The organism is bacterium, assembly GCA_037200965.1.
In the GTDB taxonomy this organism is placed as follows: Bacteria; Patescibacteriota; Minisyncoccia; order Phycocordibacterales; family Phycocordibacteraceae; genus C7867-001.
The window spans coordinates 783580-795600 of sequence record JBBCGK010000001.1; the positions used below are offsets into that span (position 1 = coordinate 783580).

The window sequence follows — 12021 nt, forward strand, 5'->3', positions numbered from 1 at the left end:
AGTATTAGTCATACGATTCACCCGTTCTTCATGAAGAATTTTGCTCGCTCTCGGAAAAGATTTCATACCATGGCCGCATGTTCGGTCCTCGCCTTCGGGGCTTTTCTTTTTATCCAAAGCTTCGTTCCTGCGGCATTTGCCGCTCCGCTGGCTGCCCTTAACAGCGCCGCCGGTCCCGGTGTTTCTCATAACTGGGCCGGATACGCGGCGACCGACGGAACCTATACTGCCGTGCGTGGGAGCTGGATCGTCCCCGAATCTCGGGCTACGGAGGCCGTTTCCGGCGATTCAACCTGGGTTGGTATCGGCGGGGCCGAATCGACGGATCTCATACAAGCCGGGACAGAGGCCATCACCGACTCCAAAGGGAGGATGCGGTATTTCGCGTGGTACGAGCTTTTGCCGGAGACCGCAAAGCGCATTTCCTCGCTTTCCGTGCGTCCGGGCGACGAGATCAGCGTATCGGTCGGGAAGCAGTCCGGAAACGACTGGCTCATCCGCATCGAAAACCGTACGACGGGCGATACGTTCGAGAAAAACGTCTCCTATGAATCCTCGCTATCTTCGGTGGAGTGGATACAGGAACGCCCGACGGGAAAAGATAGGCTTGTGGCACTCAATGATTTCGGCGATGTGACTTTCAGCGCCGCAGGAGCCGTAGCGGACGGGGAAGAGGCGACAATAGAGGAAGCGGGCGCCAAACCCCTGTCGCTTATCGGAGAGCGTAAAGAGTCCCTGGCCATGCCTTCCGCTCTCAGCGCTTCAAAATCGGGGTTTACCGTTTCCCGCCGATAATAAGCGAGGACTAAAGGAACTGCTTGCGTTACAGACATATATATGTTATAGTCAGGCCTGGTAGGCACGCGGAGGAATTCGTTTGCCGTGAACCGTATAAATAGGCCCCTCGCGGCCTTACGAAAGGAAAGCGCCTCATGACGCACTGGTATAGCCGGTTCTCCGGCTGGCTGGTCCGCCATCGGGTGCGGATCAAGACAATAGGTACGGGGTTGTTTCTCTATGAATCCTACAACGTCCTATACGACTATGGGTTCTATGCGTTCGCGATCCTTCAGTGGGGGCTCGTGATCGGCAGCATCATCGCCACGCTCGGGTCGCTCATTCAGAACGGACTTATGTTCTGGCTCTATGACCGGCAGGGGATCGACTGGCTCGGGGCTCATATACTCCGCGAACTCGAAGCAAAGGAGAATAAAAATCGCTTTGAGCGCCTTGCCGTCTGGCTCGGCAAAGCGGAAAAGACGCGAGCGGAGGTGGTTCTCGCTGCTGTCGCGTTCGTCGGCCTCCTCTGGCGCGTCGATCCACTTATCGTTGCGGTTCATTTCCGCCGGGAGCATTTCCGAGGGCTCACGGCCAAAGACTGGGGCATTCTTCTGGCAGCAGTCGCCGTGGGGAATGCCTGGTCAATTCTTGAAATGGGAATCATCGTCGAGACCTTTCGTTTCGGCTGGGAGGCGGTCTTCTGATCGGCGGCAACGCATACGTTGCCGCCGAATTTTTATCTTTACTCAAATAAATATGGTATAACTTTTATATGGAGAATCCCCCGAAGCAGCCTGTTCCTTGGCTTGCGTGGCTGCTTCTTCTTTCAGTGCTCGTGGGCTTCGGCGTCAGCATCTATAGATACGACATCGCGAAGAATTATTCTCTTTTTGTGGAAGCCCCTTGCGATCCTCTCACTAACGAATGCTATGTCCGGGATTGTGATAACGACGGTTGTCCGCCAAACGATCTCGCGGTATATCGAACATTTACTTTGCCAGCTCAGGAATTCGCGCATTGCACCGATAATTCGTGTCTCAGTATTTGTCCGTCGGAAGCGCACTCTTGCACGGAAATTATGTGTTCTGATCAAGACGACGTTTCATGCGAAGGCCCTGGCGCGGTATCTGGTGCCGAATAATTGAAATGAAAACGAACAAGCAAACGATCGACGACGTGAAGTATTCTATAAACGGGGTCATTCGCTTCGATGCGTTTGATTATTTCCATACCGAACCGCGCATGGCCTTATGGGAGCTCGCTCAGCGTAGGAAAGAATCAGGACTTAAAGAAAAAGTGCGGCAAACACTTGGCTCTACTGCCGAGACCATATTGAAGAAGTTTATTCAGCCCCGGGCGGTACTCTTCCGCCAGGTAGCAACGCCGACGCATGAGATCATCCGTTTTTTGCGGCTAGCGAAGCATATGAAGCTCAAGCCGCTCATACTTGAGTACCATGGCGATAAGTTTGTGAGCTCAGACAACCGCTATAAGCGTTCCTTGGGCAAAATGCCCATCTATGAACATACCGGTTCCGACGGCCGCGACATGGTTCGATACGAAACAGTATGCGACTTCAATACGTCGACCGGCAAGCCGTTTACCGACATACAGTGCCTTCATGGGGAATCCCTTATCGCATTCCATCACCGCCTCTTTCGCGCCATAACGGGTCTTAATCCAAAAACGCATTGTGTCGATGCGACGCATTGGTTCGATGCGAACGGAAGGAAGGCGGTCGATTACTACGAACATCTCCTTACCTTATTCGTGCGCGACGGCATTTTGTTCGAAAACTACTTCACTACCAAGAGCGAAGGGCCGTTCGTGACCGAATCGGTCCTCCCCGCGTTCAAGCGTATTCAGCAAACATACGGATATTCGCCGCTCATTGTCCGGCTGTTGCCAAGCAACGAGGAACTTAGGCTCTTTTGGGATGCGTATCCGAAGAAGGTACGGCGCGCCCTCGCGCGATAGTATACTTATCCGCATGGACATCAATACCTGCTTCGCTACGACAAGCGCATTTCGTGAACTGGCCCTCTATTCCCACCTCGTTCCAGGGGTTGCGAGCCTTATTCTCGGAGCAGTTGCCTATTTCAATGCGCCGAATAGGTACAAAGCCGTTTTCTTCTTCGGTTTTACCATTGCGTTCGCTCTCTGGCTCGGCGGAGACTTAATCAATTGGGTGGCGAATGACTATCATCTCGTCGCGGCCACCTGGGCGCCGCTCGACTATATCAATATCGTATTTTTCGCGCTCCTCTTCGGTTTTGTCTATACTGACCTGTCTTCGCGCCCGATGCCGGTGTGGCTCTCGGGACTTCTGATTCTCTCCGCCGTTGTGCCTTTTTTCCTTACGGTAACCGGTCAGGCCGTCTTTCAGCTGAACCAGCCGCAATGCGAAATGGTCGATAACGAATTTCTTGCGAACTACAAGGCGATATTTGAAGCCCTGATTTTGGGAGCGACGCTCCTGTTCGGTATATATCGAATGATACAGTCATGGAAAAATCGCCGTGAACGGATTCGCGTACTGCTTGTCGTTGGCTCCATCGTTTTGTTCATGGGCATTTTTGCCGGAGCAGAATACGTGTCGACAGCGACTTCCATATTCGAAATAACCTTGTATTCACTCTTCGCTCTTCCGTTTTTCATCCTTTTCCTGACTATTGCGATTACCAATTACGAAACATTCAAGATCGGCGATAAGGGAGTCCAGGTACTTTTCTACATATTCATTCTGATCGGCGGCGCTGAGTTCTTCTTCGTTCAAAATCCTACCGATCTTCTCCTGACCATTTTAGGATTTGCCGTAACCCTCGGATTCGGTGCACTCCTTTTTCAGTCGGCCAAGCGAGAGATACGCAACAGGCACGAGATCGAAGAACTGGCTGGGAATTTGGAGGCCGCGAACGCGCGGCTCAAGGAGCTCGACCAGCTCAAGAGCGAATTCCTTTCGATCGCGTCGCACCAGCTGCGCGCCCCGCTTACCGCTATTCGCGGCTACGCCTCTCTCGTTGTCCAGGGCGACTACGGGACTGTTCCGGAGGCCCTCAAAGAGCCGCTGGATCGCATTGCCGAGTCTTCGCGCGTCATGGCGTCCTCTATTGAGGATTATCTGAATATCTCCCGCATCGAGCAGGGAAGGCTCAAGTACGAAATGGCGCCCGTCGCGCTTGGCGACCTCGCGCGCAAAGTCACCGACGAGCTGCGACCCGTCGCGACGGAACACGGACTTGCGCTCACTTATCTCGCTCCTCCTCAGGAAGTCACGGTGACGGCGGATGTTGGGAAGGTAAAACAGGTTATCACCAACCTCGTCGACAACGCGATCAAGTACACGCCCGCCGGAAGCGTATCGGTCGCCGTTGAAAGGGCTGGTGTCGGCGCCCGCGTCACCGTTTCCGATACGGGCATCGGCATCGGGAAAGATGAGATCGGCGGGCTCTTCGAGAAATTCAAGCGCGCCCGCGACGCGAACAAGGTGAACACGACCGGAACCGGGCTCGGGCTCTATGTCGCCAAGCAGCTGGTCGAGGGTCATAAGGGGAAGATATGGATCGAGTCCGAAGGCACAGGCAAGGGCACGAAGTTTATCGTTGAGCTTCCGGCGTAGTGTAATAATCCCCCCCATCTCTTTTTCTCCAGCTGTGGAGAAAAGTACTTTAGTTATATAGAATCGAGGTTACTATATACCTATGGCTAAGAGCGATAGAAAACAAGAAGCAAGGCGACTTCGCGCCCGCGGACTTATGTTTGCTGAGATTGCAAAGCGGTTGAATATTTCAAAGTCCACGGCGGGGCTTTGGTGTAAAGATTTGAAGCTCACTTCGATCGCTTTAGCAAAGCTTGCAAAAAAAGCTGGAGACGGACGCCAAAGAGGAAGGCTACTCGGTTCTCAAGCGATCAAGCGGGCAAGACTCGAAAGAGTGAATCAGGCAGAAACAGAGGCCAGGAAACTCATTGGAATGATCAATGCCCGCGATTTACTGGTAGCAGGTGCTGCGTTGTATTGGGGTGAAGGAAGTAAAGATAGAAAGCTAACTTTTACCAACACCAATCCTCACATGTTGCGATTTGTTCTTAAGTGGTTTTTCGATTCCTTGAACGTTGCTCATGAGGACATTCGTGTCTGGATATACATTAATTCTACTCACGCGGATAGAAGCACCCAGATTTTCCGTTTTTGGAGACGCGAACTGGGATTGCCAGCTGCTCAATTTGCCAATCCGGTTTTACTTAAAGCAAGACAAGGAAAGGTTTACGAAAAACGCGAAACGTATTATGGTGTAGTATCGCTTCGGATAAAGAAAAGTACCGAATTGCAGTACAAGATTCTTGGTCTTATAAAAGCGATGCAATTGCCGGCGTAGTTCAAGGGTTAGAACGAGACACTCATAAAGTCTAGACGGTGGCTCGACTCCACCCGCCGGCACCAAGATTCGGGCAGGACACGGTATACTGGGGGTGAATGGACATACCTCTCCTCATCATCGGCACGATCGGCGCAGCAGTCCTTCTTGCGGCGTTCGCGCTTGAGCAAACGGGCGTGATTACTGACAAATCCTATGCCTACGACTGTGCCAATGTCATCGGTTCGGGGCTTTTGGGCTGGTATGCGTTCGTGGGCCACGTCTACCCATTCGTCGTGCTTGAGGTGGTATGGGCTACGGTTGCCCTATACTACATCCTCGGCCGTCTTGCCGGGAAGGGCAAAGGCGGGTAAAGTATCGAAGCTGCGAGAACGCGATGCCCGCGTCGTCTCGCGGCATAAGCTGGTTTTCAATTGCGGCTGTAGCTCAACGGTAGAGCGCCGCCCTGTCACGGCGGAGGCCGTGGGGTCAGCACCCATCAGCCGCGCAAAATGAATGAGCCCCGTACGGGGCTCATTCATTTTGCGCGGCGCTTAGCAGCAAACGCTACGCCCCTCTCCTGTGCCGCTGTGCGTCGAGTTCCCGGAGTTCCTTGAATTCCTCCTGGAGCACGTCGAGCGCCTTATCCTCAAGATCCTCCGCATCGATAAATGAGTTGCGCGCGGGCTTGATAGCGCGGATGACCTCGTCAAGCTTCAGGTGTATCGCATGCGCGTCGCGGTTCTGCGTATTTTGGATGAGAAAGACCATGAGGAAGGTGAGGATGGTCGTTCCCGTGTTAATGACGAGCTGCCAGGTGTCCGAGAAGCCGAAGACAGGTCCTGTTGCTCCCCAGACGACGATCGCAAGCACGGCGACGACAAAAGCTCCCGGCGAGCCGGTAGCCTTGCTGGTCCAGTGCGCGATGCGCCTGAAGAGGCTGCTCATGAATATCGCTGGCAGCCTACGACCACTTCGCCCCCTGGTGGTTTTCCTTGCAGCACTTGCAGCCTCCGAGCTTTACGGCGCCGATGACGATGAGAAGGACCGGCCAGATAACGGCAACGGCTCCCATGGTGAGGATATCCCAAGTCTGAAGTAGGAATGCGAGACCGATGAGAATGATGGCGACCGGCACGACCTTGTGGTGCGGGCACTTGCAGACTTTCATTTCCATATGATTGTTTTCCATGCGGTACGGTTACGGTTTATAAGCAACGCTTTAAGGATAGCACGTGGGCTTTAGGCGCCAGCGGGCCGGGTGCGTTACTTTGGCTTCACTGCGTTACGTGCTAGCATCGGCTAGTTCCTTTCGGGGAACATGCCGATGTAGCTCAGCTGGTAGAGCAACTCCATGGTAAGGAGTAGGTCCCCGGTTCAAATCCGGGCATCGGCTCAGAGGTAAAAAGCACTCGTAGTCCAGCTCACTGTTGTGAGAGTGCGTTCTGTGGTAAAAATCTAGGTACGCCGGAGTAGCTCAGTTGGTAGAGCACGTCATTCGTAATGACGGGGTCGTCGGTTCAATCCCGACCTCCGGCTCAAGCACAAAAGGCGCAGCTCTTTTAGCTGCGCCTTTTGTTATACTCGGCAGATGACGGACGGCGAGAAACGGCTTGCGGAACTCGAAGCGCTCATGGCCTCGGGCGATTTCTGGCTTGATAAGGAGAAGGCGCAGGCTTTGGTGCGCGAATACCAGATTCTTAAGGAAAGCGGCGGAGAAGAGGGGCATGACGGAGGGGGTGCGACCCTTGCGGTTCTTGCGGGCGCCGGGGGCGACGATGCGGAGGATTTCGCGCGCATGCTTTTGCATATGTATCGCGGATACGCGGCCGCGAAGGACTGGGGCGTAAAGCTTCTCGATGATACTGAAAACGACAATGGCGGATACCGCAGCGCGCTTCTTGAGATAAGCGGCAAGGGCGCATACGGACGCCTCAAGCATGAAGCGGGCGTGCACCGGCTCGTACGGCAGTCCCCGTTCAATTCCCAGGCAAAGCGGCAGACCAGCTTCGCGCTCGTTGAAGTGCTTCCCAAGCTCGCACCTTCGGAAGGAATAGTCTTTTCTCCGGACGACATCGAAATACAGTTCGCCAAATCAGGCGGAGCGGGCGGACAAAATGTGAACAAGCGCGAGACCGCGGTGCGCATCCTCCACAAAGCATCAGGTATTTCAGTACATGTTTCAAGCGAACGCAGCCAGCAGGCAAACCGCGAGAAGGCACTCGAACTCCTGCGCGCCAAACTCTTCACGGCCCAGGAAGAGCAGGCCAAGGCCGAGAAGGAAGGCCGCTCCATCGCGAAGACGACCGCGAACGAGTGGGGAAGCCAGATACGCTCCTACGTGCTCCATCCGTACAAGCTCGTGAAGGATCACAGGACGAATCATGAGTCGCATGATCCCGAGCGGGTACTTGAGGGGGATTTGGACGGATTCATAGACGCGGTTGCGAATCTACAGCCCGGGGAGTAACCTGCGCTGCAGGCGAATGATCACAGGAGATGACCCGTGGCAACACAAAGCACTGTTTTTACCGTTACCCAGTACGCAAAAAGACCGCGCTTCCGTCAGGGCGAGCTGAATCCCATCCATGTCGATTGCCTCCTCCCGTTCGTGCTTGGTGCCGGCGCGCGCGTTCGGATCATCCGGAATCATTTGATGTTCGATACCGGCTCGGTTCGGTGGGAAGGCGGAATCGGCGGTCGGCGCAACTTTTGCGGGCTGGGCAAGCTCTTCGACGCGCTCCCGGATTCGTGCGCCGTGATCAAAACGACGCGGCTTGCCCCGATGCTCGCGGCGGAATGGTTCGAGCCGGATGACGTCGTCAAGCTCGAGATCTCGCCCGCTGCTTTCAGAGCACACTATCACGCGGAGCCCGGGCGTTGGCGGATGTAGGAGCGCAAACTATTTAACCGGCAGGCGGCCTAGTGCCGCCTGCTTTCTTTTGTCGGGTATCCGCGCGACTTTACGTATACGAAGCGCTCAGCGAAGCCGACAGTCGGGCAACGCTTTCTTTATCCCCACCTCGGCCCGTGCGTTTCCTTCATGTTTCTAGACGAGCGGTTTTCGAATAGGGTACAATGGTACGAACGGCATGATTTACTTCGACAAGGTCACCAAGATCTATAACGGCAGCGAACCCGCGCTTGAGGACATAACTCTCTCCATCGCCCCCAAGGAATTCGTTTCCATCGTCGGGCACTCGGGCGCGGGGAAGACAACGCTCCTCAAGATGCTCCTTGCGGAAGAGAAGCCCACCGACGGCTCGATATTCTTCGAATCGATCGACGTGCATGCTCTTCCTTCCGCGGCGCTTCACCACTACCGCCGCAAGATCGGCGTCGTATTCCAGGATTTCCGGCTCATCCCGACGAAGACCGCGTACGAGAACATCGCCTTCGCGATGGAGGCCGCGGGACGCCCCGACGACGAGATCGCCTCCGATGTACCGTATATCCTCGAGCTCGTCGATCTCGCGAATAAAGCGAACCATTTCCCTTCGCAGCTCTCGGGCGGCGAGAAGCAGCGCGTGGCGATCGGAAGGGCGATCGTAAACCAGCCAGAGCTTATCGTTGCCGACGAGCCGACGGGGAATCTCGATCCGATCAACACCTATGAGATCGTCGAGATACTCAAGAAGATCAACGAGCTTGGCACCACGGTCGTGATCACGACGCACAACAAGGGTGTCGTCGACGCCGTCGGAAAGCGGGTCGTGACTATGGACCGCGGGAAAGTGGTGCGCGATGATCCGCAAGGCGCCTACGTCTTATAACGATATTTCTATGAACTGGACCAACATCCGCCGCATACTTTCCCAGGGAGCAACTACGTTCGTACGTAGCGGCTCGGTGTCCTTTGCGACCGTGCTCATCATGACGGTGACGCTCGGCATCATCGCGTTCCTCATTTTCCTCTCGGCGGTACTCAACTTCACGCTCGACTCGATCAAGGACAAGGTGGACGTGAACGTGTATTTCGTCACGACCGCGGCCACAAGTGATATCAACGCGCTTAAGGATAAGCTCGAGAAGCTTCCCGAGGTGCGGGAAGTGACCTATACCTCCCGCGAGCAGGCGCTCGCCGATTTCACCGCGCGCCACGCAAGCGATCAGCTCACGCTCCAGGCGCTTGATGAGCTTGGCGAGAATCCGCTCGGTGCGAACCTTGCCGTGAAGGCCAAAGATCCTTCGCAGTACGAGGGGATCGTCAGCTTCCTTGGCGGCCAGCCGGCGCTTTCCTCCGACGGCGCGTCGATCATCGACCGCATCAACTACCAGCAGAATAAGACCGTGATCGACCGCCTCACGGGCGCCATCGACGCGACGAGGAAGGTCGGCGTCGTGATCGTCCTTCTCTTCGCTCTTGCTTCGATCACGATCGCCTTCGCTACCATCCGCCTCGCCATCTACACCGCGCGAGACGAGATCGGCGTGATGCGGCTCGTCGGGGCTTCGAACTCCTATATCCGCTATCCGTTTGTCGTCGCGGGCATGATCGCGGGGCTTCTTGCCGCGCTTATCGTGCTCTTCATCCTCTATCCGGCTACCTGGTACGCCGCGAGCGCAACGACGACATGGCTTGGGGGCTTCAGCCTCTTCTCGTACTACGCGGGCAACTTCGCCGCGATCTTCTTCGCGCTTGTCGGTTCGGGAGTGATCCTCGGAGGCCTCGCGAGCTTCCTCGCGGTGCGCCGGTATCTCAAGATCTAGTATGGCAAAGCAGCCGCACAAATACATCTTCGTCGTCGGCGGGGTGATGAGCGGCGTGGGGAAAGGCGTCGCGACCGCGTCGATCGGGAAGATACTTTCCTCGCGCGGCTTCAAGGTGAACCTCGTCAAGATCGATCCGTACCTCAATGTCGATGCGGGCACGATGAATCCGACCGAGCACGGCGAAGTGTTCGTGCTCGACTCGGGGCTCGAGACCGACCAGGACATGGGCAACTACGAGCGCTTCCTCGGCCGCGGGCTCGGGCCCGAGGACTATATGACTTCCGGGATGGTATACAAGGCGGTCATCGAGCGCGAGCGGGCGCTCGGGTACAAAGGCAAGTTCGTCGAAGCCATCCCGCACGTGCGCGACGAGATCATCGAGCGGCTCGAGCGGGCAAGCGAGGCTGCAGGTTCCGATGTATCGGTCATCGAGATCGGCGGCACCGTGGGGGACTTCCAGAACGCCCTTTTCATCGAGGCCGGACGCGTCATGCACATGCGGGATCCCCGGGACGTGCTTTTTATCATGGTCTCCTATCTTCCGGTTCCGGGCACCATCGGGGAAATGAAGACCAAACCGACCCAAAGCGCGATACGGGATTTGAACCGCTATGGCGTGCAGCCCGAGATCATCATCGCCCGCTCGACGCACGCGCTTGACGCGAAGCGCAAGGAAAAGCTCGCCGTCTGGTGCAACGTCCTTCCCGAGCGCGTGATCTCCGCGCCGGACGTCAAAAGCGTGTATGACGTGCCGACGAATTTCGAGCGCGACCGGCTCTCCGATATCCTCCTTAAGATACTCGACCTCAAGACCCGGAAGAGCGCGGACCTCAGGGAATGGGAGCAGTTCGCGAAGCGCGCGCATAACGGCAAGTCAGCGGTCAAGATCGCGATTGTCGGAAAGTATTTCGATACGGGCGACTTCGTCCTCTCCGACGCCTATCTGTCCGTCATCGAGGCCATCAAGTATTCGGCGTACGCGCTTGGCGTCCGGCCCGAGCTCCATTGGCTTTCCTCGCACGAGTTCGAGAAGGACCCGAAGGCGGTCGCGAAACTGAAGTCGTACGACGGCATCATCGTTCCCGGGGGCTTCGGCGAAAGCGGGATAGAGGGGAAGATACACGTGATCCGCTACGCGCGGGAGAAGAAGATCCCGTATTTCGGCCTCTGCTACGGCATGCAGCTCATGACCGTCGAGTTCGCGCGAAACGTCGCGGGCCTCAAGGGCGCGAACACGACCGAGATCAACAAGGATACGCCGCATCCGGTGATCGATATCCTTCCGGAGCAGAAGGAAAAGCTTGAAAAGAAAGACTATGGCGGCTCCATGCGCCTTGGCGCCTATCCCTGCTACCTGAAGCCCGCAACCATCGCCCGCGCGGCATACGGGAAGGAAATGGTCGCCGAGCGGCACCGCCACCGCTACGAGGTCAATCCCGACTACGTCTATCGATTGCAGAAGGCGGGCCTCGTCTTTTCCGGCGTCTCTTCCTTCGCGCACGGGGGCGACCTCATGGAAATCGCGGAGCTTCCGAAATCGAAGCACCCGTTCATGCTCGGCACGCAGTTCCATCCCGAATTCAAGGCGCGTCCGCTCTCGCCGCACCCGCTCTTCACCGCGTTCATCAAGGCCGCAAAGGGAAAAAAGAAATAGGCTTGCGTGTGTAAAGCGAAGGGGCGGCACCGGGATGAAACCCGGCGCCGCCCGTTTCAGAAGAATATCCTGATGTCGCGTATTGCCTCGTTTGCGTCACGCGGCCGATGCAGCGCGTTTCGCCAGTATTTCCGCCTGCCGCCGATGATATCGGCGTTCGGAATGCCGAACTGCCGGCGCAGCGTCGATTCATGGCATTTGCCCGGATTGGTTTCTTTTCCCGCGAGCGCGAAGAAACGACGTATCGCGTCTTTGCCCTCGAGGAGGAGGACCGGAGTCGCATGGCCGAGATAGTGGTCGACAGTCGCTTCCACGATCTCCTCGGGGCATCGCGGGTACATGCTCTGGATGGTGTTTAGCGCGTTGGCTCGGAAATCCCAGCGATATTCCCGCTGACCCACCACCATAAGTCCGATATTGGCGATACGGCGCCGTATTTCGGGCGCATACCGCACCGCCTCAGGTTTCAGCAGTGCAACAGTGTGTTCACGCATGGTGTTCTCCCGGAACTGTCTCGGA

The 12021-nt window shown here is 56.2% G+C and carries 14 protein-coding genes and 4 tRNA genes; 15 read left to right on the plus strand and 3 right to left on the minus strand.

Annotated features, from left to right (window positions below):
- Positions 1 to 69: 69 nt before the first annotated feature.
- The 8 genes from WDN10_04540 to WDN10_04575 all read left to right on the plus strand — a co-directional run bounded on the left by WDN10_04540 (position 70) and on the right by WDN10_04575 (position 5643).
- Entirely contained in the window at positions 70 to 795 is a 726-nt protein-coding gene (locus tag WDN10_04540; GenBank protein MEJ0053960.1) for a G1 family glutamic endopeptidase, read from the plus strand.
- A gap of 137 nt (positions 796 to 932) precedes the next feature.
- Entirely contained in the window at positions 933 to 1484 is a 552-nt protein-coding gene (locus tag WDN10_04545) for a hypothetical protein (GenBank protein MEJ0053961.1), read from the plus strand.
- Between the two features lie 442 nt (positions 1485 to 1926).
- Positions 1927 to 2757, plus strand: coding sequence for a hypothetical protein (locus WDN10_04550; GenBank protein MEJ0053962.1), 831 nt, complete (start codon positions 1927 to 1929; stop codon positions 2755 to 2757).
- 13 nt (positions 2758 to 2770) lie between these two features.
- Entirely contained in the window at positions 2771 to 4399 is a 1629-nt protein-coding gene (locus WDN10_04555) for an ATP-binding protein (GenBank protein ID MEJ0053963.1), read from the plus strand.
- 82 nt (positions 4400 to 4481) lie between these two features.
- The gene (locus WDN10_04560) at positions 4482 to 5156 is read left to right on the plus strand and encodes a hypothetical protein (protein MEJ0053964.1); all 675 of its coding nucleotides are present in this window, start codon (positions 4482 to 4484) and stop codon (positions 5154 to 5156) included.
- Positions 5147 to 5221: transfer RNA gene (locus tag WDN10_04565), tRNA-Met, on the plus strand. Before WDN10_04560 ends, WDN10_04565 begins: the two co-directional genes overlap by 10 nt.
- A gap of 33 nt (positions 5222 to 5254) precedes the next feature.
- The gene (locus WDN10_04570; protein MEJ0053965.1) at positions 5255 to 5509 is read left to right on the plus strand and encodes a hypothetical protein; all 255 of its coding nucleotides are present in this window, start codon (positions 5255 to 5257) and stop codon (positions 5507 to 5509) included.
- A gap of 62 nt (positions 5510 to 5571) precedes the next feature.
- Positions 5572 to 5643 (plus strand) — tRNA-Asp (locus WDN10_04575).
- Positions 5644 to 5702: 59 nt separating this feature from the next.
- Here the strand turns inward: WDN10_04575 and WDN10_04580 are convergent.
- A complete protein-coding gene (locus WDN10_04580) occupies positions 5703 to 6083 on the minus strand; it encodes a low affinity iron permease family protein (protein MEJ0053966.1) in 381 nt (126 codons plus the stop codon).
- A gap of 16 nt (positions 6084 to 6099) precedes the next feature.
- Positions 6100 to 6327: a DUF5668 domain-containing protein gene (locus WDN10_04585; GenBank protein MEJ0053967.1), complete on the minus strand. Its 228-nt coding sequence runs from the start codon at positions 6325 to 6327 to the stop codon at positions 6100 to 6102.
- 131 nt (positions 6328 to 6458) lie between these two features.
- On the opposite strand from WDN10_04585, the gene WDN10_04590 reads away from it, so the two are divergent.
- The 7 genes from WDN10_04590 to WDN10_04620 all read left to right on the plus strand — a co-directional run bounded on the left by WDN10_04590 (position 6459) and on the right by WDN10_04620 (position 11502).
- Positions 6459 to 6531: transfer RNA gene (locus tag WDN10_04590), tRNA-Thr, on the plus strand.
- A gap of 70 nt (positions 6532 to 6601) precedes the next feature.
- Positions 6602 to 6674 (plus strand) — tRNA-Thr (locus WDN10_04595).
- 52 nt (positions 6675 to 6726) lie between these two features.
- Positions 6727 to 7605 (plus strand): PCRF domain-containing protein, encoded by an 879-nt coding sequence (locus WDN10_04600; GenBank protein ID MEJ0053968.1) that lies wholly within the window; start codon positions 6727 to 6729, stop codon positions 7603 to 7605.
- Between the two features lie 36 nt (positions 7606 to 7641).
- Entirely contained in the window at positions 7642 to 8028 is a 387-nt protein-coding gene (locus tag WDN10_04605) for a hypothetical protein (protein ID MEJ0053969.1), read from the plus strand.
- A gap of 199 nt (positions 8029 to 8227) precedes the next feature.
- A complete protein-coding gene (ftsE, locus tag WDN10_04610; GenBank protein ID MEJ0053970.1) occupies positions 8228 to 8908 on the plus strand; it encodes a cell division ATP-binding protein FtsE in 681 nt (226 codons plus the stop codon).
- Positions 8909 to 8918: 10 nt separating this feature from the next.
- A complete protein-coding gene (locus WDN10_04615) occupies positions 8919 to 9845 on the plus strand; it encodes a permease-like cell division protein FtsX (protein MEJ0053971.1) in 927 nt (308 codons plus the stop codon).
- A gap of 1 nt (position 9846) precedes the next feature.
- A complete protein-coding gene (locus WDN10_04620; GenBank protein MEJ0053972.1) occupies positions 9847 to 11502 on the plus strand; it encodes a CTP synthase in 1656 nt (551 codons plus the stop codon).
- 56 nt (positions 11503 to 11558) lie between these two features.
- Here WDN10_04620 and WDN10_04625 read toward each other — a convergent pair whose 3' ends face one another.
- Positions 11559 to 11996, minus strand: a complete 438-nt coding sequence (locus tag WDN10_04625) for a nucleoside-diphosphate kinase (protein ID MEJ0053973.1) — start codon at positions 11994 to 11996, stop codon at positions 11559 to 11561.
- Positions 11997 to 12021 lie beyond the last annotated feature (25 nt).